The sequence below is a fragment of the Verrucomicrobiota bacterium genome, from assembly GCA_016871495.1.
Classification (GTDB): Bacteria; Verrucomicrobiota; Verrucomicrobiia; order Limisphaerales; family VHDF01; genus VHDF01.
This window is the reverse complement of record VHDF01000042.1, coordinates 1-20841: the sequence shown is the minus strand read 5'-3', so window position 1 is coordinate 20841 and position 20841 is coordinate 1. Positions and strand designations below refer to the sequence as shown.

At 60.4% G+C, this 20841-nt stretch carries 13 protein-coding genes; 5 read left to right on the top strand and 8 right to left on the bottom strand.

All coding sequences use genetic code 11. The features are described 5' to 3' along the window. Window positions 1–21 precede the first annotated feature (21 nt). From FJ404_10885 to FJ404_10865, 5 genes are all read right to left on the bottom strand, one after another. Window positions 22–681, bottom strand: a complete 660-nt coding sequence (locus tag FJ404_10885) for a hypothetical protein (GenBank protein ID MBM3823373.1) — start codon at window positions 679–681, stop codon at window positions 22–24. Next, entirely contained in the window at window positions 678–2066 is a 1389-nt protein-coding gene (locus tag FJ404_10880; GenBank protein MBM3823372.1) for a hypothetical protein, read from the bottom strand. The genes FJ404_10885 and FJ404_10880 overlap by 4 nt, the downstream gene beginning before the upstream one ends. Before the next feature lie 5 nt (window positions 2067–2071). Next, window positions 2072–3802, bottom strand: coding sequence for a type II/IV secretion system protein (locus FJ404_10875; GenBank protein MBM3823371.1), 1731 nt, complete (start codon window positions 3800–3802; stop codon window positions 2072–2074). A gap of 221 nt (window positions 3803–4023) precedes the next feature. Beyond that, window positions 4024–5364 (bottom strand): quinonprotein alcohol dehydrogenase, encoded by a 1341-nt coding sequence (locus FJ404_10870; GenBank protein MBM3823370.1) that lies wholly within the window; start codon window positions 5362–5364, stop codon window positions 4024–4026. Window positions 5365–5459: 95 nt separating this feature from the next. Beyond that, a complete protein-coding gene (locus FJ404_10865) occupies window positions 5460–6329 on the bottom strand; it encodes a glycosyltransferase (protein MBM3823369.1) in 870 nt (289 codons plus the stop codon). A 15-nt stretch (window positions 6330–6344) separates the two neighbouring features. Here FJ404_10865 and FJ404_10860 point away from each other — a divergent pair, with 15 nt between their 5' ends. From FJ404_10860 to FJ404_10850, 3 genes are all read left to right on the top strand, one after another. Continuing rightward, on the top strand, window positions 6345–7811 hold the full coding sequence (locus FJ404_10860) for a M20/M25/M40 family metallo-hydrolase (GenBank protein MBM3823368.1): 1467 nt from the start codon (window positions 6345–6347) through the stop codon (window positions 7809–7811). Window positions 7812–8114: 303 nt separating this feature from the next. Further along, a complete protein-coding gene (locus FJ404_10855) occupies window positions 8115–9059 on the top strand; it encodes a hypothetical protein (protein MBM3823367.1) in 945 nt (314 codons plus the stop codon). Window positions 9060–9667: 608 nt separating this feature from the next. Next, a complete protein-coding gene (locus FJ404_10850) occupies window positions 9668–11794 on the top strand; it encodes a DNA topoisomerase IV subunit A (GenBank protein MBM3823366.1) in 2127 nt (708 codons plus the stop codon). Window positions 11795–11872: 78 nt separating this feature from the next. Here FJ404_10850 and FJ404_10845 read toward each other — a convergent pair whose 3' ends face one another. Then, complete coding sequence (locus FJ404_10845; protein MBM3823365.1) at window positions 11873–13456, bottom strand: hypothetical protein; 1584 nt, start codon at window positions 13454–13456, stop codon at window positions 11873–11875. Next, the gene (locus tag FJ404_10840; GenBank protein MBM3823364.1) at window positions 13441–15747 is read right to left on the bottom strand and encodes a hypothetical protein; all 2307 of its coding nucleotides are present in this window, start codon (window positions 15745–15747) and stop codon (window positions 13441–13443) included. Before FJ404_10840 ends, FJ404_10845 begins: the two co-directional genes overlap by 16 nt. 850 nt (window positions 15748–16597) lie before the next feature. Between FJ404_10840 and FJ404_10835 the strand changes: the two genes are divergently transcribed. Both FJ404_10835 and FJ404_10830 read left to right on the top strand, forming a co-directional pair. Next, entirely contained in the window at window positions 16598–17938 is a 1341-nt protein-coding gene (locus FJ404_10835) for a hypothetical protein (GenBank protein ID MBM3823363.1), read from the top strand. A 258-nt stretch (window positions 17939–18196) separates the two neighbouring features. Continuing rightward, window positions 18197–19483 (top strand): hypothetical protein, encoded by a 1287-nt coding sequence (locus FJ404_10830; protein MBM3823362.1) that lies wholly within the window; start codon window positions 18197–18199, stop codon window positions 19481–19483. A 68-nt stretch (window positions 19484–19551) separates the two neighbouring features. On the opposite strand, the gene galE is transcribed toward FJ404_10830, so the two are convergent. Continuing rightward, entirely contained in the window at window positions 19552–20523 is a 972-nt protein-coding gene (gene galE, locus FJ404_10825; GenBank protein ID MBM3823361.1) for a UDP-glucose 4-epimerase GalE, read from the bottom strand. Window positions 20524–20841: the final 318 nt, after the last annotated feature.

Here is a 20841-nt window from a genome sequence, read left to right as displayed (position 1 = left end):
AGATGGCGCGAGTGGGCGGGATTATGGCCTCGCCGGTTTCGAGGCGGGACGGTTGGTCGGGGCGGCCTTGGGGGCACTGGATCCCGGAAGTTGGGCGGCGGGCTTGAGGGCCGGCTTGGTCATGACTTTTTTCTGGTAACTGGCCACCACCGTGGACTGACCCTGCAATTTGGTTTGGGAAGGGTCAGGCTTCATGGAGAGATCCCGCACGCGGATCAAGGAGTTGCCTGAACCCAAGGAGACCAGAAAATTGATGAGCTCGCTGTCGCCGGTGGCGAATCGGACGAGCATCGCTTGTTCCTCGAAAAACTGGCTCGCGGCGTTCTGCTTCACGGAACCCGTTCCGACCGGCGTGATCCCAGTCGTGAACACCTGGCTGGCAGAGGCTTGGGTTTGGATGATGCGCTGGAGTTCGTTCGCCTGCTCTTCGGGGAGGACGGCGGCACCTTCACCTTCCAGTTTCGACAGCTTGGATTGGTATTCGGTCGTGCGGTCGATTTCGGTCTTGTATTGCTGGATGAGCGCCTCGGCCTTTTTCATGTCGGCGCCGAACTTGTTCCAGTCGGCGAAGCGAGGCCAGACGAGCCAGAAGTAGAGCACGCCGAACAAGGCGAGGAAAACCGCCACCACCAAGCGGCGCTCCTGCGGGGTGAGTCCAAGCCGTTCGAGGTAACCTGTCATTCCATGCCCTCCGGACGGCGAATTTCGCAGTCGAAACTCCACTGCGCCGTGCCGCTTTGCGCCCCGCTCAGAGGCGAAATGCGCGCGGGATTAACCCGGCTGAACAAAAGAGTGTCCTCATAACCCGCCTTCGCGAGGGAGGCATTGAACTCGGTGATTCGGCCCTGCTGATCGGTGGGGGCAGTGCCGTAGAGCGTGAGGACGCGTCCGCGAGAGAAATCAAATGAAGTGAGCGTCAACTCTGCGGGCAGCAGTTCCGAGACCGCCCGCCAGCAGTCGAGCGCGGCGAAGCGAAGATCCGCCTGGTCTTGCAACACTTTGATCTTGGCGGCGAGCTGGAGTGCGTTGGTGTAGCCCTGGCTCATGGACGAGGCTTGGCGGTCGAGTTTCCGGTATTGAAGCTTCCGATATTCGAGGGCGACAAAATAAGCGACGGTGCCCATGATGAGCAGGGAAAGCGCGCCTCCGAGGGCGCGCATCCAAAGACGGTCGATGAACAATTGCCGATAACGCGAGGCGTGTTCCGGGGGCAGGAAGTTGGATTGACTCTCCCCCGATGCCGCGCGGGTGGCATTCAAGGCGGCGATCTCGCGGGCTTCCGGCCAGGTTTCGGTCGAAAGGGTTTCGTGAAGCTCCTTCGACAAGGCATCGGACCAGGCCGCGAGCGCGGATTTCGGCGCGATCAGCCGCCAAGCCGGCTTGACGGTCAGCCAGCCTTGGAATTCTCCAGCCCAGGCCGTGCGCAGCAGATGCGCCGCCACGACCGAAGCCCGGTCGGGTCCACCCTGCACGGTCACCCAACTGACGTCCTGCAGGACACCGTCCACGGTCCAGACCACGAGGCACCCGGTGGACAGACCTTGGGGCTCGATGATCACCGTGGCGCCATTCTCGTTGAATTCGAGTTTGGCCAGTTGATGGAGCAGGGGCCATTCGAGGCGGTCGGCGTAGAAGCCATCGCGCTCGAGCCCTCCCAGAAAGTCTTCGACGGCTTTGCGTTCCGCGACGGCCACGAGGACGGTTTGCGTGGCGGGATCGGGATGGGGGAGCGACTCCATGGTCCAAACCGCCTGGTTGAGCGGCATGGGCGAGAGCTTCTCGACCTGCAATTCGACCATGGATCGGAGTTCGGACGGGTCGCACTTGGGCAGGTGCAACACGCGGAGCGAGAGCCGGTCGGCGGGCAGCCACGCGATGTTCAGTTTCGACTGCCAGAGTTCCCGCCAATCTTTGGCGAGCACGCGCGCGGGGAGGGGTTCGGAGGCGAGTGCTTTGTGTTCGCCGACGGCGCGCCAGCCCCCCTGGCGGGGCTGAAATCGCCACAAATGGCGTCCTTCCGCGGAGGTGCGCAGAACGTTGCAGGAATTCCAGCGGGAAGAGGCCATGCGTGTCAGCTTTTGTCGTCCACCAGCGAGGCCATGTGTTCCTCACTTTGGGTGACGCGGATGACTTCCTCGATGGTGGTTTGTCCCAGTTGCACCTTCCTCCATCCGTCGTGACGGAGAGAGCGCATGCCTTGATCGATGGCGCGGTTGGCGATGGTGGTGGCGGGCGCCCGGTTCATGATGAGCGGGCGGATGGTCTCGGTCACCACGAGAAGCTCGTGGATGCCGGTGCGGCCCTGATAGCCCAGCAGGCGGCATTCGTCGCAGCCTGTCCCCCGGTAAAACTTCGCGGTCGGCATTTCTTCCGGGGGGAAGCCGACGCGCATGAGATAGTCCGGTTCCACTTTTTGTTCGGTTTTGCAGTGGGGACAGATCGTGCGGACCAGGCGTTGGGCCATGACGGCTTCGACAGAGGACGCGACGAGGAACGGTTCGATCCCCATGTCGATCAACCGGGTGAAGGCGCTGGGTGCGTCATTGGTATGCAGCGTGGAAAAGACCAAATGGCCGGTCAACGCGGCGCGAATGGCGATCTCGGCGGTTTCGAGATCGCGGATTTCGCCGACCATGATGACGTTGGGATCCTGGCGGAGAATATGCCGCAACCCGACGGCGAAGGTGAGCCCGATGTCCGAGCGGACCGCGATCTGGTTGATGCCTTTGAGTTCGTATTCAACCGGTTCCTCGATGGTAATGATCCGTTTGGTCACGGAGTTGATCGTGCTGAGGAACGCGTAGAGCGAGGTGGATTTGCCGGATCCGGTGGGCCCGGTTACCAGCATGATGCCATGCGGTTTCACGATGATGTCGCGAATGGCAGTTTCCTCGCCGCCCGAAAATCCAAGTTTGTCGAGACCGAAGAAAATCTTGCCGCGCGTCAGCAGCCGCAGGGAAACGCTTTCGCCATAGACGGTGGGCACCGTGGACACGCGGATATCGATCTCTTCGCCTTTGATCCGGACGTTGATGCGTCCGTCCTGAGGCAGGCGCTTCTCCGCGATGTTCATGCCCGACATGACTTTGATGCGGGAGATGATGGCGGATTGGTAGCGCTTGAGCTGGGGGGGCATCGGCGTTTGATGGAGGATGCCGTCGATGCGGTAGCGAATGCGGAGTTCGTCCTCGGCGGGTTCGAAATGGATGTCGGTGGCGCGGTCCTTGAAGGCTTCCCAAATGATCTGGTTGACGAACTTGATGACGCTGGCTTCCTGGTCGCCTTCGGTGATTTCTTTGTCGGAGACCCCGATCAGTTCGATCGGTTCGTCTTCTTCGATTTCGTCGAGGGTTTCGGCGCCGACGCCGTAGTATTTCTTGAGGGCTTTTTCGATTTCCACGCGCGGTGCCAGGCCAAAATCGACGGGACCTTGGGCGTCGAATTGGACCGCGTTGATCATGGCCGGATCGAAGGGGTGGCTGACCGCGACCCTGAGCACTCCATGTTCGGCACTGGTGGGGAGGACGCCGTATTGGAACGCGACTTTGGTGGAAATCTTCCCGCGTACTTCGCTCGGCACGGAGGTCTTGGGCAAATCGATATAAGGCCACCCCAAGACCGCCGACAGCTTTTGCAGCATGGCTTCGTCGGAGATTCCGCGTTCGCGGCTGATGAACTCAAGCAGGGTTTCCTGCGAGCCGGCTTGCGTGGCGGCGGACCAGGAACGCTGCCATCCTCGCAACTCTTCGGGAGTCGCTTGAGCCGCTTCGCACAACACTTGATGGATTGGACGGTATCCCATGATCGGAATGAGCCTGACGGGTTCAACACTCGTCAGGGGAGAAAGTTGCACCTAAAGTTGCAGTTCAATTTCCTGGGAATCCCTGGCCTGGACGCGTTTAGACCGAGGCGGGCCCGATCCGGGGTCAGGGTGAGCCGTGGGGGGGCACGGCTTTCCACCCAACGGGGAAAGAACGGCGCGCCGGGTTTCCAACCCGACCAAGGCAGCGTGACCTCATCCCCTTAGCGCCTTGAAACGAGTCTGGCTCCTTCCTCGATGCGGTAGAGTGCCGTCTTGGTTCGCAGAATGAGAGCATGGCCGAGGACGGCAGGGGAAGCCATGAAGCCGTCCGGCAGCGAATTCTCCGCAAGTTTTTCGAAACGGGGTTGGGCGGCGATGACCGTGGCCTTGCCTTCTTCACTGAAGAAATAGAGCCGGCCGGGCGCCAGAAGGGGCGAGGCCGAGTAATTTCCGCCAATGCGTTCGCGCCAGCGTTCCTGGCCGGACTTGGCATCCACACAAACGGCAATGCCGCCGTCGTCGATCCAGTAGAGAAAGTCTCCATCCAGGGTGACGGAAGGTTTGCGCGGCACATTGCGTTTGATGCGCCAGACCAGGTTCAAGCCCTCGCGGGGCTGCTCCGCGTCCGCGGCGTTGACATCGAGAACTTCACCCTTGGCGCCCGGTCGCACGGCAAGCAACTGACCGGTGGACCATCCAGAAGGGATGAAAATCAAACCGTGTCCGACGGCGGGACGGCTGCTGGCGGAGTGGCTGGTGCGTTCCTCGATCCGCCAAAGTTCGCGGCCGGTCTTCGGATCGTAACCGTAAGCGGCTTTGGCGCCTTGACTGATGAGTTGTGCTTTGCCGTTGAGCATCTCGATATGAGGGGTGGAATAGGCTTTGCGCCAATCGCCTTCAGCTTCGGGTTTCCCGTCAGGTCCCAAGTCCTTAAAGTCGATGGAACGCCGGGATTCCCAGACCGTCTTCCCGGTGCGCTTGTCCAAAGCCGCCACAAATTGATGATCACTGCCGTCGAAATGATGGATCAGCAAGTTTCCGTGCAAGATGGGGGAAGAGCCCGCCCCACGAAAGTGATTGCAAATGAAATCACGCCTTTCCCAAACCACGCGCCCGGACTTCGTGTCCACGCAGGCGATGCCAGGCGATCCAAAACTCACATAGACGAAGCCTTTTTCCACCACCGGCGTGGGGGAGGCGTAGGTGTTGAATTTGTGGGCGAACTGCGGCTGGACGACGTCGAACAACTTTCGATCGGAAACGATCGCTCCTGTTTTTCCGTTCACGGACAACAGGGAAAGGGCTCGACCGTCCTCACTCGCGGTGGTGATCCAGATCGTTTGATCGTAGATCACGGGTGAGGACCAGGCGCGTCCATGAACCGGCGTTTTCCAGGCGATATTCCTGGTATCGCTCCAATGAAGGGGCAAGCCGTTGGCGAGAGTCGATCCATCCCCGCGATTTCCCCGGAATTGTGTCCAATGCTTTTCTCCGGCGGCGGCGAGAGCCGAACCGGCGAGGAGACAGGAGAGAGCAAGCGTGCGCAGCGCGAAGGGAATCATGGGCTCAGCCTAGAGGAGGTTTATCGGGAAGCCAAGCCGGCGCTTCGGGGCGAGCGCCATGCTTGGTGCATCCCGAATGGGCCGCGCTTCGCCGATCAGGTTCCCGAGGTCGGGGTTTGTTCTTTCCCCACTTGATAGATGGTGGGGACATCGGGAGTGGGAGCTTCAAGCGGTGGCGGATTCCGGAGGGAAATGTAAATGCGCGCCACCAGCGGACGAGCCCAGCGCAGGAGGAAACGGAAAGGAGAATGGACCAAACGGAGCCGGCAAACGGACAAAAACATCACCAGAGACGTTCGGAAATAGCGCACGGTCGATCCGAGGTGATCGGTCCATTCCACCGGAGACTCCTTGAGGCGATAGCCCGATCGTTTCAAGCAGTAGAGCAGGTTGATGTCAAAGGCCATGTCGGCGATGTGGAGGGACTCGTGGATGCGCATGACGGCCGCCTGCCGCATGACCTTGGCGCCGCATTGCGTGTCTTTGATTCCCATGTGAAAAAGCGCTTCGACGATGAAATGAAACACTTTGCTGGCGAGAAGACGATTGCTGGGCTGGGCTTGGTGGATGATCGAGCCGGGGACACGGCGGGAGCCCACCACGCAATCCACCCCGGGTTCCAGGCAGCCCCGCGCCAGATTTCCAAAAGATTCCGGGCCGGTCGCTCCATCCGCGTCCACGAACCCGATGAGATCCGCCGTGTGGCTGAGCTTCAGTCCCTCGATGATGGCGCCGCCTTTGCCGATGGCCGCGTTGAACACGGTCCATCCGATGCAAGGGTATTGGGCGGCGACGGACTGCACGACTCCCAGAGTGTTGTCGCGGCAACCGTTCAGGACGACGACGACCCGGGTTTCCATGGGAAAATCACCTTGATAATAGCGTCCGAAGCGTTCCAGCGTGGGGCCGATGCGAGACTCCTCATTATAGGCGGGAATGAGGATGAGGAGTTTCGGTTTCGGCATGGAAAAAACTGGCTTATGAAAGCGGTTCGCGCAATGCGATTTCGGGTGGAGTCATTCTTTGGACGCCAGGGAGGCAGAACCTTCCTCCGGGGCGCATGGCTGGGGAGCCGGGTCTGGGTGCTGGTGTTCGCCCTGGCGGCGGGATCACCGGTCACGAACGGGGAGAGTGGTGCGGAGGAATTTCGCGTGCCGGGGGACTTGGCTCAACGCTTGGAACGGTTGCGGGAATCCGCGTGGCGTTCGAATCGCGCCATGGAACGGTTGGCGTATCTCTGCGATCGATTCGGGCCGCGCCTGAGCGGGTCCACCAATCTGGAAGCGGCGATCGACTGGATTTTGGGGGAATTGAAGGCGGATGGATTCGACCGGGTGACGGGGGAGCCGGTGGAAGTGACGCGGTGGGTGAGAGGCAAGGAATCGTTGCGGATGCTCTCACCCCACGCGATGGAACTCCCGATGCTGGGCTTGGGGGGTTCGGTGGGCACCGCTCCAGAAGGACTCGTGGCAGACTGCTTGGTCGTCACCAATTTTGCCGAACTGCGGGCCAGGGAATCGGAAGTTCGAGGACGCATCGTGCTCTTCAACGCTGCTTTCACTTCCTATGGCGAAACGGTGAGTTACCGGGTGCAAGGAGCGATTGCCGCCGCAAAAGCCGGGGCGGTGGCCAGCTTGGTGCGGTCGGTGGCCCCGTATTCCCTTCGCACTCCCCACACGGGCATGATGAGTTACGATCCCGCGGTGACGAAGATTCCGCACGCGGCCATCGCGGCGGAAGACGCCGACCGGTTGATGCGGGAGCAACAGCGGGGGACAAGATTGCGGCTGGAATTGAACATGTCCGCGCGCACCGACCCCAATCCCGCCCGATCGCGCAATGTCGTGGCGGACCTGCTTGGGTCGGAGTCTCCCGGGGAGATTGTCGTGATGGGAGGTCATATTGATTCGTGGGATGTGGGGCAGGGGGCACAAGACGATGGCGGCGGATGCATGGCGGCCTGGGAAGTCATGCGGTTGGTGAAGGAGTTGGGGTTGCGCCCCAAGCGAACGATGCGTTTGGTGCTCTGGACGAACGAGGAGAACGGGTTGGGAGGCGCCAAGGCCTACGTGGAGGCGCATCGGCAAGAAATGGCGCATCACGTGCTGGCGTTCGAATCGGACGAGGGAATTTTTGCTCCGACCGGTTTTCGTTTCACAGGCAGTGAGCGAGGGATGAAGTTGTTGCGGGGGTTGCTGCCCCTGGTGCAACCGGCAGCCGCCGCGCGGATCGACGTCGGGGCTCGTCCGGCGGACGCGGCGCAGATGATTCCCGAGGGCGTGCCGGTGTTGGACCTCAAGGGCGATCGGGATCGATATTTCTGGTTTCACCATACGGAGGCGGACACGGTGGACAAGGTGAGTCCGTCGGATATGCGCCAGTGTGTGGCGGCGATGGCGATCTTGTTGTTTGGGGTAGCGGACCATCCGGTGCGGCTTCCGCGATGAACCGGCAGAAGGGGCGAGGTCCGCGCGTCATGGGATGAAGCGCGCGTCACCCCACCTCCAGCGAGTGCGTTGCGAAGCTGTGCTGCAAGCGGGAGGGGTGTCGATTTCCACGGACAGTCGCTGATCGGAGGGAGGTTCCCGCGTTCCCGGAAACCCCTTCTTCTCCGTATCAGCCGTGCCATCCGTGGTGAAAGGGCTTCCTCGTGATCCCATGATAACATCTCTGAGCTGAAGCCTCGAGTTTGAACCCAGCCCAACTCTTTTCAACCACGGCTGCCGGCTGAACGGGAGCCAACGCCGACCGTGCCCCTGGCGGTGTGGATCACCGGCCGTTATGAGGAGCGGTCACCACAGGACTTGGCGAAGGCTTATGTGCCCAAAGTCGAGTTGATTAGCGGCGGGCCAATGGGCGATCAATTCTCGTATTTCATCGAGTGGCGGGTGGTGAGTCTGGACCTGCGGAACGACGGTTCGCTGCGGGATCGCGGAGGAAGGTTCGAGGACGCGTTCATCCATTGGCAAATCAATGACCGAAATACTCTGACCGTGGGCCAGTTCCGGTCATTGAAGCAATACGACGTGTCGATGCGGCTGTCCGCGAGCGAACCCGCGATCTTCAGCACGTCGCTCGCGGGCGATCCGTCCAGCAATCCGCGGATTCAGTCGTTGCGGGCGTTTTCGCTGTCGGGTCGTTCCCCTGGAGTCGCCTACACGCTGCAATCCATCGGGGGATCGTCGGCCAGCGACGGGTTGTTTCACAGCGTGACGGTGTCATTGGTGGGCGAGTTGTCGGTTCCGCTGAGCGACGAAGCGCGGCGCGAAGCGAGCTTTGAACTCCAAGGGCCGTCCAAGGGTGTCTTTCTGGAAACGTTTTATCGCTGCGGGCTCAATTCCCTCGGCGCGCACGCTTTCATGGATGAAGACCGGTGGCTGATGACTGGCGTGGGACGGGTGAATTACCAGGATTTTTACGCGACAGCCGGGGTCGGTTTGGACGACGCGACCGGGCGCGGCTCTCGAACTCGCTACAGCTTGGAGGCTGAATACTTGCCGATCTGGTACGAGGCGATCCGTCCCGGCGTGGGTTTTAGAGTTGAGCACCTGACCAATGCCGGTCGTGAGCCGGCTTACGTGCCCTATTTCGTGTTAAGCGGTCCCAATTCGAAATGGAGTTTCCTCCTGCAAATCGAAGGCCGATTCCAAGGCGGCAACAAAGGGTTGTTTGTGGATGTATCGGTGATTTTCTAGGGTGCCGCGGACGACGGAAGTGTTCGGTGATCCCGAAGCAATGGGAGGCGGTGTGAAACGGATGGATTGCGGGGCCCCTCACCCAGGTTTCTTTTCATACCGACGGTCGGTCACCGAAGGCCGGTTCCAGTGCTTCGGGAGCCCGGTTGGATCATTCAGCGAAGCGAATCCTTCAGCAGTTTGGGCATGAAGATCAGGATGGACGGGATGGAAGAGTCCGAATCCTGTTCATCCTGTCCCAACTCTTGATTCGGGAGTTCAGTCAGACGGAAACGAAGGGAATCTCACGGAGGCACGAAGGCATGGAGATAAGGAAGCATGCTTGATCCGGTGACCTCGTGAGCGAGACGGGAGTGCTCCCGGTCATCCACCATGACCGGGGTTGAGTCTTGGCAAGTCAGGTGGTTGGTGCAACCAAGGGGCGCTTTCCTCAGCCTGGGAAACCGGGGGGGCGCGGAATGAGTATGAAATGTCCCAGCTTGGGTCGGGTTCATCCATGGCGGCAACGCATTCCATCGGCGTCTGGCGGCAAATGACCTCAAAAAATTCCGGTGATTTTTTGATTTTCCCGCGAGGTTTGAAACCTTACGTTCCGCAGGTTTTTAACCATGGCCGACAAGAAAAAGCACGATCCGAATCAACCGGAACTCATCCCGAGCGGGGCCGCCACGGGGGCGGGCAAGCGTGAAACCGAGTCTCCCGCCCCCGCCCATCTTTCCGGGGGTGAGAGCCACGTGGTGGCGGAGGCTGGAGCGGTGGGGCTTGCCACGCATCGTCCCTTCGAGCCCGCCAAGACCGAATTGGCGCTGCACAAACGGGTGAACACGAACTTTCTGGAGTACGCGTCCTATGTGATTCGCGACCGCGCCATTCCCCATCTCGCGGACGGATTGAAACCGGTTCAGCGGCGCATCATGTGGGGCCTGCACGAGAAGGATGACGGACGGTTTATCAAGGTGGCGAACATCGCCGGGCACTGCATGCAGTATCATCCGCATGGGGAAGCGTCGATCGGGGACGCGCTGGTGGTTCTGGCCAACAAGCGTTACTTGATCGAGGGTCAGGGGAACTTCGGCAACATTTATACCGGGGACGCCGCCGCGGCGCCTCGTTATATCGAATGCCGTCTCACCGAGCTGGCGCGACGGGAACTCTTCCACGATGAAATCACGGACTTCGTATCGAGTTACGACGGCCGCGCCAAGGAGCCCATCGTTCTACCGTGCAAACTGCCCTTGCTGCTGATGCTGGGGGCGGAGGGCATTGCGGTGGGGCTCTCGGTGCGCATTCTGCCTCACAATTTTCCGGAGTTATTGCAGGCTCAGATGGCGATTCTGAGAAATCAGCCGTTCAAACTGCTTCCGGACTTTCAGACGGGCGGCCTGATGGACGCGAGGGAGTATGCCGACGGCCAGGGGAGCATCAAGGTGCGGGCCCGGATCAAAGAGCGGGATGGTGAATCGGTGGTGATCACCGAGATCCCTCCGACCACCACGACCGATTCACTGATTGGGTCCATCGAGGACGCCGCGCGCAAGGGCAAGATCAAGATTCGCAGCATTCAGGATTTCACTTCGGAGAAAGTGGAGATCGAGGTGCGTGCTCCGCAGGGCGTGAGCACCGAAAAGTTGATGGATGCCCTTTACGCGTTCACCGACTGCGAAGTCTCCATCTCGAGCCGGATCGCGGTGATCAAGGACAAGCGGCCGGTGGAGATGACGGTGTCCGAGGTTTTGCGGGAGAATACGTCTCAATTGCTCGGCTTGCTCCGGCGGGAGTTGGAGCTGAAGGAAAAGCAACTGGGCGATGAGTTGCACGCCAAGACCCTGGTGCGGATTTTTATCGAGAATCGTCTCTACAAGCGGATCGAGACCTGCCAGACGCAGGAGTCTGTGAACGCGGCCATCGTCGAGGGGTTCAAGCCGCATCGAAAGGAGATGAGGCGCGACCTGAGCGGCGAGGATTTGGAGATGCTGCTGGGCGTCAGAATTCGCCGGATTTCCCTTTTTGACATCGCGAAGCACAAGGAGGAGATCGAAAAGATCGAGGGCGAACTGGCTTCGACACGCAAGCATCTCAAGAACATCAGCGCCTATGCCCTGCAGAGGTTGCAAGGCCTGCTCGATGCCTTCGGCCCGCTTTATCCCCGGCAGACCCGGTCGAGCCGGTATGACGAGGTGGACGCCAAGGAGGTCGCGTTCAAGGCGTTCAAGGTAGCGTATGACCGCGAGTCCGGCTATTTGGGTTACAAGGTTTCGGGCGAGGAGTATCGGGTGGACTGCACGAAATTTGACAAGCTGCTTCTCGTGTTCAAGGACGGTCATTACCGCGTGGTCGAACTGCCGGAGAAACTGTTTGTCGGGCCCGACTTAATTTACGCGGCGGTGCCGGACCGGGATCAAGTGATGACGCTGGCCTACACCAACCGGGAGGCGACGTATCTGAAGCGTTTTACTTTTGGAGGCACCATTTTGAACAAGGAATACGAGTGCATTCCGCCCAAATCGAAAATTCTGTTCTTCGACGCCGGCACGCCGGAAACTCTTTACATCAAGTACAAACCCGCTCCGTATCAGAAGATCCACCAGCAGACGTGCCATCCATCGGAGGTGGCGGTGAAAGGGGCAAAAACCCGCGGCAACCAGATCTCGATCAAGGATGTTTCCTCGATCGGAAGCAAACCTCCGCGCGGATGGGATTCGGAAGCGCCGATGTCGAAACTTCAGTTCGCCTAGCCTCCCCACGAACGGGATGCTGAAGTTAGTCGGGAGGTTTGAGGTTCGATGTGGACCCGTTGAGAGCGTCTGAGGAATTCAAGGGGAGGCTCCCCGGGTGACTTCGAGGTGATCAACTTCCGCCCCGCGATCGTCGATTTGGCGCAGCGTTAAGCGATCAGGCCCAACATCGAGCAGCGAGAAGGTGTGGCGATCGCTCACAAAACGAGCCATATAATTTTCCGGTTCAGAGGCTCCCCGTTTCCATGCTTTGGGGTGACCGGTGAAGTCTTTGTCGTACAGGCTGGCGCCGGCGCCTCCGGATACGATGTAGATCACTCCATCCGCGCGCGTCCGCCGACGTCCGTCGAAACGGTTGTCGAGCTGGAAAGTGCCGGGCACTTCCCCATTGGTTTGGATCTGGCTTGGCTTGAATCGCAGGGGATGGGATCGCTGGTAGTTATGGACGTGTCCCGAGAAGACCATGGCCACGCCGCAGGACTCGAAGAGGGGCGCCAGTCGCCGGGCGCGTTGTTCCGCCCAATGGGACTTGGATTGATTGAAGCCCGGTTGATGGAAGAAAACGAGTTTCCAGGGAGCCGATGAGGAGAGCAGATCGGCCCGGATCCAATCATTCAACGTGGGATCATCCACGTTGACATATCCGCTCATGTCCAGGCAGAGCGCGTGCAACGGGCCGTTCTCGAAGCTGTAATTGCAAAGCCCGGGAAACATGGTTCCGACCGACTCTCGAAAATCGGCCAAACGGCCGGTGGGGCCTTGAATGGGTGGAAAACCGCGCAGGACAGATTTTTCAACGTGGATCTTCCAGGTGGCTGCATCCGCCGCCAAGAAATGCTGGGGAAGGAATCGGGGGCCATTCCGCGGCACGTCGAAAAACAGAAAGGCCGCCATGCCATCCGGATATCGATGGAAATCGAACCCGCTCAGGTCGTGGTTGCCGACCACCGGATAGAAAACCACCGATTTCATCAGGGGGGCGCCGTACTGGGGGCCCGTGCTGGCGGGTTGATTGTAGACAGGCCAGAAATGATCGAGGTATTCCGTCAAGGTGCCATTGGAGTAGACGATGTCGCCGGTGAGCAGGCCGAACTCGGGTTTGACCCGGGCGATCTGATCGGCGATGCGGCGCGAAGTTGGTTTTCCGTCGGCCAAGTCCCCCGCGACGAAGAAGCGAACCGCTCGATCGGGACTGCGGCGGGTGGCGAATGATCCTTCACGAACCGTGAGAACGTTGGTGGACGGGCCCCGCGGTTCTTGCACGACTCGATAGCGGATGACGGCGTTGAGCGGAAGATCTTCCAGGGAGGCGGTGTATTGAAAGGCGTCGAATCCAGGCCACTGAATCCGGGATCTTTCCGGTAGAGCGATTCTGGGCGTGGCGCCTTCCTCGCCGAAGCGGACGGCAAATGCGGCGGGTTTGAGGTCGGTGTACCAACGAAGGGTCTTGGAGTCTTCCGTCCGCAATGCCGCCTCATGGCCAGGCTGCAAGTAGGGCTGGATCAGGATGACGGGGTCCGAGGGAGAAGTTTGGACGACGAGCGCCAGCCCCAAGCACAAGGCATAGGGCATCCCTCGCCTGAGGGCACGGACCCAATCCGTCCAGGGCGGAGACGCGATGGAGCGTCGGACGGACCCGCTGAGAACTAGTCGACTTCGCATTCGGCCAGCCGCTGGCGATAGGTGACGCGGGCGTGTTCGTAGGCCTCTTTGGCTTCGGCCATTTCGTCAGGGTGAATGAATCGTTCCTTATTTTTCCAGCAACGATCCACACTCTCGAGGCACCATTGAACGCTGCGGCGGGAAGCGCGCACGGGCTTGTCGCCCACCGTCACCCAGATCGGGTTGGTATGGGAGGAAGGCAGGATGCGCACGGCGACCCAACTGCTGCGGGTGATGGAGGCGTCAAATTGAAGCGGTTCTTCATGTCCGTCGGCTTTGAGCATGGTCTTGGCCACGGGGACGCCGTTGACGAGCAACTCGACCGGCACCTCACGCGTTCCGTCGATCCGGGCGCGCTCGATGTCCCAATAGGGTTGCTGCGCATATTTTCTTTGCTTGATGTCCGGACGCGCCTGTTCGGGAAGGTAGGCGGCAGCGAGGACCTTGAATGTTACCGTCCCGGGCGAGGGTAAGCTCAATTCGCTTTTGCCCCGTCCCATTTGGACGGTGCGAGCACCGGTCCCTTGAGCGGCGGTGGCAGCGGAGAAGTTCATCAAATGGCTCTTGCCGTCGCCGACATAGTTGCGCCCCTGGCGGATTCCCTCGCACCAATCGTCATAGTTCACTTGACCCTCCAGATGGACATAGGAGCGTCCGAGACCGACGCGTTCTCCATAGATGCAGGGAAAATCGGTTTCACCGGCAATCCGGGTTCGGTACCCCGCGTTCAACGTGTGGTACCAGAGGTTCAATTCCCAGACATACGGGGTATCGACCGTGGAAATGAAATCCACGGCGGGAACCAGAAAACCCTCTGGACCGGGAACCTCGTGAGTCACATCGACGATGTATTCATTGGCGCCGATGCCATTGAAGGGTGCGGGGGCAAAATTCGGAAGTTCGGAAGTTTCAACTTCAAGTCCCCACCCGGAATGGGCCGGACCCGTGATCGCGCCCTGTTTTTTGGCCCAGCGCAGGGTGTTGAGTCCCAGGGTTGGCCAATGCTTGTAACTGTCGCCTCCGGGGAATATTTGCTGCTTCAGCCGAAGCAGGCAGAGATGTCCGGACTGGTGGGATCCAAAACCGGAGACCTCGATATCGTAACGAAGGAGATAAGGATGCTGGGAAACGGCGTCGATCTTGCCGGTGAAAAACTGCTTCTGATAATCGAAGCACGGACCCCACGTCAGATTGACGCCGATCTTGAGATCCTCCCCGAGGCAATGGCGCATCATGTCCGGCGCATGCACGCCCTCGGTGGGTTTCGTGTAATGGGCGCAGCCGGCGGCGTGGATGTGGTGATCCCCGGACCAATAGCCTCGCGTGGAGGGATCGATCCAGCGCTGAAGCTTGAAATCGACCTTGGTTGACTTGCCGGCCACGGTTACGACCCGGGATTGCCGCAGATACTCGGGTCCGCGGGTGACTTCGAACGTGTAGGTGCCGTCCGGGAGGGAGATCTTCTCGCCGTGCGCGCGGTAAATCTGGGGATGAAATCCGAAATCGGGCGCGAGGCGCCGCGCGGGTGAGGGATAAACCAGACCCTGGCGGTCGCGGATCACGAAACCCGCGACGGTGCCCTTGCCGTGTTCATCGAGGACGTTGAACGTGACCGGCCGGGCGGCAGCGGCGGTGAACAAGAGGTCGATTTCGTTGCGGTGTCCGAGATCTTGCGTGCCCTGGCCAACGTTGAACGCGAGCCTGGCTTCGCGTTGTCCGGCATCCCGGCTGTAGAGCTGGAGGATGCGGTACTCGAGCCCGAGTCCGGAAAGAGTCTTGGTCAGCGGCTGGGCGTTGAACATTTGCAAATCAAGCCAGAGCTCGGCGTGGGGCGGGAGAGGAGAAGGATCGTTGCGCTTGCGGAGGGCGCGGCTGGATGGACTGGTGCTTGCCCCGCCTTCGTGGACGGCGATGGCATTGGGGCTGATGGCCACCAGTTCAGCCGTGGTTCCCGCTTGGTTGTGGACCTTGACCAGGAATTGGGTCCAGCCCTTTTCCACGAGCTGGCGCCGGGCGGGTCCGGGAGCTACTTTGACCCGCATTTCCGGATTGATGTGGATCAAGGCGAGGCAGTACTTGTCGAGCCTGGCTTGGAGGGCTTCGCTCGAGAGCGGGGAGGGATCGGCGGTGAGCAGTTTTTGGATTTCCGCCAGATCTTCCTTGGCCAGGGGTGCTCCGAGGAAGTCGGTGGCCTCGATCAAGCGTCTGGTTTGGGCGGCGAGAGGCTGCCATTCGACATTCTGAATGATTTCAAGGTCAGCGGAGTGGAGTCGCGGGGAGCCGGCGAGCAACCCGGCAAGCGTGGTGACGATGAGGGTTTGGACGAGGGTTTTCATGGGAGCGAGGTGGGTTCGATTCGCCGTGGATAGTCTGAACCATGCCCCAATCAGGGCCTGGCTGAACAGAGAAATTCCGTGGTTTCAAAGCGGTGCATGCAGCGATTCGAGTTTGGGCCGCAGGCTGCGCTCAGGAACCGTGCAGCATTGAGTTCCGGTTTTCTCGCTTGTTCTTTTGACCTGCAGCATCGTTGCACTTTGGTCACAGGCCCATGGCCAGGGCATGCTCCCTCAGTGCGCCTCGCTCCAGGTCAAAATCCCGGCGCGGGAAAGTTGGAATTCATGGTGGCGCGATTCCTAAGAGCGGGTCAGAGCCGGGACTCGTGCGCCTGTCGCAGGCATGGTCCAGGGTTTGGAATCCCGCCTTCAGGCGGTGGGAAGTCGTGCTGCGCGCGGCAGCACCGGGGCGCGGCGTTCACGCCGCCTCAGGGCTTGTCTTCAAAGGGGCATGGCAGGTTCAACGAGCCAGAGTGCTGCCAGGGCGAAGGCATTCACCCAGGGCGGGCCATGGAGTGGGAGGAGATCGCCGCGGTCGATGGGCGCGAGCGGAAGCGCCGTGAACGGCGCTCCCCGACAAATTGCGGATGCGCCGGAACGGCTGCGGTGCATCCCGATGTTGCCGGTGATGCAGGTAGGGCGCGTCCGTCCCGGCGCGCCGCCGGAACATGATGGTTTGCATCCAGTGGGCGGCGGGCTGGGACAGGCCCGCCCTACCAACAACATCGGGATACACGGGAACGGCTGCCGGGCATGAAGGCGCGCTTGCCAGACCTTGAGTTCCCGTTATGCTGCCTCTGTGCATCCTATGACACCCCTTTCCAAACATCGTTTGATGGGCCCCTGGGCCTTTTCCATTCTTGCTGTTCTTGCGGGCGCGTCCGCTTTTTCTTCTCAAGCCCTGGCTGAGGAAAAAGTGACGCTGAAGGCCTTCGCATCGGGCTTTGTGGCGCCCATGGAATTGAAGACCATTCCGGGCACGACCGACACTCTGGTGGTCGATCAGGCCGGCGTGATCTACCGCGTGGCCAAGGATGGCATGGTATCCTCGAAACCCTTTCTCGATCTCCGCCCCAAAATGGTTGCCGTGAAGCAGGGCTTCGACGAACGCGGCGCGCTGGGAATGGCCTTGCACCCCGATTTCAAGCAGAACCGCCGATTCTTCGTGGCGTATAGCGCTCCGTTGCGGAAGGGCGGCCCGGAAGGCTGGGATCACACCATGCACATCAGCGAGTTCAAGGCCTTGGACGCTCGCGCCACCGGCGTGGAGGAGAATTCGGAAAAGGTGATCCTTCAAATCGACAAGCCGGCGTTTAATCACAACGGCGGGGCGCTGGCGTTTGGACCTGACGGGTATCTTTACATCTCCGTGGGCGATGGCGGCGATGCGCACGACACGGGCAAGGGGCACGGCCCGAACGGCAACGGCCAGGACACTCAAGTTTTGCTTGGGAAAATTCTCCGCATCAACATCAACAGCGGGAACCCTTACGGCATTCCCAAGGACAATCCGTTTGTCTCCGGCGGCGGACGCCCCGAGATTTTCGCCCACGGGCTTCGCAACGCCTGGCGAATGTCGTTCGACATGGGAGGCCGCCGGGCGCTGTTCGCGGCCGATGTGGGCCAAACCATGTATGAGGAGGTCAACATCATCGTGAAGGGCGGCAATTACGGATGGCGTGTGCGCGAAGGCCTCCTGGGATTCGATCCCAAGAAACCGAATCAGCCCCCCGCCGACGCGCCTACCATGGGGGCGGACGGCAAGCCCTTCATCGACCCGGCGTTTGGCTACAAGAACAAGAACGGTTATCGCAAGGACGACGACGCCTATGGCACCTCCATCACCGGCGGCTTTGTGTATCGCGGCAAATCGATTCCGAGCCTGGCGGGGCGTTATATTTTCGCGGATTGGTCTTCGAACTTCGGGGTGGCGGACGGGATTGTGCTGGTGGCGACGCCTCCCAAGTCAGGCTCCGGCATGTGGGATGTGAAGCCTCTGGATCTGGCTTCCCATCCTGGGGGGAAAGTCAAACTCTTCGTCGTGGCCCTGGGTCAGGATGCGGACGGTGAGGTTTATGTGATGACTAATGGCAGCAACCAGGTCACGGGCAAGACCGGCAAAGTCTGGAAGCTCGTCAAGGCTGAGTAGGGGTTCCATCGCGTCGACTTCTCGGCCACAAGGCTTGGAATGATTCGAGATGCCGCCTTTGGCTTGTTGCGAGTTTGGGCGATTTCCTGGAGCGCGACGTTGACGCCGCGTCCGAAGAGAAGATGCCAACATGACAGGTTGGTTGCTCGCTCTGTCATGGTCCCATGGGTCATGAACTTAGGTTCGCATGGGACTCTTCTCCTCCCGCTTGTCGACCATGGCAGCGATTGAAGTTTGAGAGGAAGGCTTCACTTGAACATGAAAGCGGGAATCTGGCTGGCCGCCCTCGGGTTGAGTGGAGGGCTCCTGGCATCACTCCAAGCCGAGTTTCCCGCGGCGGGATCGAAGAAGGGGTTGCAGGTTCAGATGGTGGAGGACGCGCTGGCGCTGGGCATCAAACACGCCGCGATCAACGTCGATCTCAACGCGCTCGCGCTGCCTTCTGCCCGGTCCGGCGAGCCGGAAGCGATCGTTTGGCGGCAGTCGGGTCGGGAGTTTCAGTTTCACCGCGGACGGGTTGAGGCGCTGGATGCTCAAATCAAGCCGCTTTCCGAGCGAGGAGTGCTCGTCTATCTCATTCTGTTGAGTTACGCTTCAGGTGACGCGGTGCGCGACGGGTTCATGCTGCATCCCCGGTACGATCCGGCCGCGCCCAATCGTTTGGGCGCGTTCAATACGGCGACGGAAGAGGGCAGAGCATGGTTTCGAGCCTCCATCGGATTTCTGTCCCAGCGATGGTCCGGCGCGGATCGAACGTATGGAAGGGCGGTTGGGTACATCCTGGGCAATGAGGTGAATTCTCATTGGTGGTGGTCCAACATGGGGCGAGTCACCCTGCACGAATTCGTCCGGGAGCATGTTCGAGCCCTCAGGCTTGCGCATGGCGCCATTCGGGAACACTCGTCCTGGGCACGCTTGTATGTGTCGCTGGAGCATCATTGGAGCATCCGGTATCCACCGGCGGACGAACGGCAGGCCTTTCCGGGCAAGGATTTCCTCGAGTTGCTCGCGGACCAAATACGATCCGGGGGCGATTTGGACTGGCATCTGGCTTACCATCCCTATCCAGAAAACCTCTTCGAGCCGCGTTTTTGGAATGATCGCAGCGCGGTTGAGGCGGAGAACACGCCCCGCATTACCTTCAAGAATCTGGAGGTCTTGTCGAAGTTTCTTGATCAACCGCGTTTCCACTATCGGGGAAAACCCCGGCGCATTATTTTGAGCGAGCAGGGCTTTCATACGCCCAAAGGCACTGACGGCGAAAAGATCCAGGCCGCTGCCTTTTGTTACGCTTACAGGAAAGTGGAGGCGCTGGAGGCCATCGACGCCTTTATTCTGCATCGGCATGTCGATCATGCCCATGAGGGCGGATTGGATTTGGGCTTGTGGACCCGGCGGACGGATAGCGTATCCGAGCCGGGCCGCAAGAAGCCAATCTACGAGTGTTTTTTGAAAGCCGATTCTCCGGAATGGCGGCAAGCCTTCGAATTCGCCTTGCCCTGGGTGGGTTTGAAGACTTGGCCTGGCGTTCCTGATCGAAATTGACCGGGTCCACGGAACGGCTTGCCGCGGGGTTTTGAGCCTGCGGGGTTCAGTCCTTCACGAGGGCTTGGCTACGAATGATAGCCGTGGGGGTGGCGTTGGTGCCAAGCCCAGGCACTGGCGACGATCTCCCGAACCGAGGTGTGGGTGGGGATCCAGCCGAGTTCGAGGCGCACTTTTTCGGGCGAAGCGATCAAGACGGGCGGATCACCCGGACGCCGGGGCATTGCCTTCACGGGGATGGTCCTGCCCGAAGCCGCTTCGCATGCATGGAGCACTTCGCGGACCGAGCATCCCGATCCGGACCCCAGGTTGTAGAATCCGGATGCGCCTGATTGCAGAGCCAAGGCGTGTGCCCTGGCGATATCCAGGACATGGATGTAGTCACGGACACAGGTGCCGTCGGGTGTGGGGTAATCCGTCCCGAAGATCATTGCCTCGGCGGCCTGGCCGAGGGCGACTTTGAGCAAGTTGGGGATGAGGTGGGTTTCGACGCGGTGATGCTCGCCAAAGCGGGGAGTGGCTCCAGCCGCATTGAAGTAGCGAAACGCGACGAAATCCAACCCGTGGGCCTCGCGAAACCAGTGCAGGATCCGCTCGAAGGATCGTTTGGATTCGCCGTAGGGATTGATGGGATTCTGCGGAGTCGATTCGGTCATCGGGAGCGCGGCGGGGATGCCATAAGTGGCGCAGGTCGAAGAGAAAACAATTTTACGAACCCGGCAGGCCACGGCGGCTTCCAGCAAATTCAGACCGCACGAGATGTTGTTAAAAAAATACTTCCCCGGATGAGTCATGGATTCGCCGACCAGCGCGAAGGCCGCAAGGTGGAGGATCGCCTCGGCCTCGGATTGGCGGACGGCTTCACGCGTCGCCTCGCGATCAGCCAGGCATGCGTGGAAAAACCGGGAGCGCGGATCGATGGCTTGGCGATGTCCTTCGGAGAGGTCGTCGAGGACTGACACCCGATGGCCGGCATCACAGAGGAATTCCACGCAGGCCGAGCCGATGTAGCCGGCGCCTCCGGCAACGAGCACGTTCATGGAGCAACGCTAAGAGTGCGCCCGGGCGATGGACAAGGTCCAAAGTGCCGGTTCACTCATGCTCGCGGAGTGGAGGGCATCCACGTTGTCCGTGGTGAGAGCACCAGATTCGGCGCGGTTGACGAGGAGATCTTCCTTGACTCTCGAGGAATTTAGAACTCGGAAGAAAGCCTGAAAACCAGGCTCCACCGGTGCATCCCGATGTTGCCGGTGATGCAGGTAGGGCGCGTCCGTCCCGGCGCGCCGCCGGAGCATGATGTTTTGCATCCCGTGGGCGGCGGGCTGGGACAGGCCCGCCCTACCAACAACATCGGGATG

Bases quoted from the DNA above. Each gene is read 5' to 3' on its own strand.
- FJ404_10875 (MBM3823371.1), bottom strand. From the start codon at position 3,802: ATGGGATACCGTCCAATCCATCAAGTGTTGTGCGAAGCGGCTCAAGCG.
- FJ404_10880 (MBM3823372.1), bottom strand. From the start codon at position 2,066: ATGGCCTCTTCCCGCTGGAATTCCTGCAACGTTCTGCGCACCTCCGCG.
- FJ404_10860 (MBM3823368.1), top strand. From the start codon at position 6,345: ATGAAAGCGGTTCGCGCAATGCGATTTCGGGTGGAGTCATTCTTTGGA.
- FJ404_10835 (MBM3823363.1), top strand. From the start codon at position 16,598: ATGACACCCCTTTCCAAACATCGTTTGATGGGCCCCTGGGCCTTTTCC.
- FJ404_10870 (MBM3823370.1), bottom strand. From the start codon at position 5,364: ATGATTCCCTTCGCGCTGCGCACGCTTGCTCTCTCCTGTCTCCTCGCC.
- FJ404_10850 (MBM3823366.1), top strand. From the start codon at position 9,668: ATGGCCGACAAGAAAAAGCACGATCCGAATCAACCGGAACTCATCCCG.
- galE (MBM3823361.1), bottom strand. From the start codon at position 20,523: ATGAACGTGCTCGTTGCCGGAGGCGCCGGCTACATCGGCTCGGCCTGC.
- FJ404_10830 (MBM3823362.1), top strand. From the start codon at position 18,197: ATGAAAGCGGGAATCTGGCTGGCCGCCCTCGGGTTGAGTGGAGGGCTC.
- FJ404_10885 (MBM3823373.1), bottom strand. From the start codon at position 681: ATGACAGGTTACCTCGAACGGCTTGGACTCACCCCGCAGGAGCGCCGC.
- FJ404_10845 (MBM3823365.1), bottom strand. From the start codon at position 13,456: ATGCGAAGTCGACTAGTTCTCAGCGGGTCCGTCCGACGCTCCATCGCG.
- FJ404_10865 (MBM3823369.1), bottom strand. From the start codon at position 6,329: ATGCCGAAACCGAAACTCCTCATCCTCATTCCCGCCTATAATGAGGAG.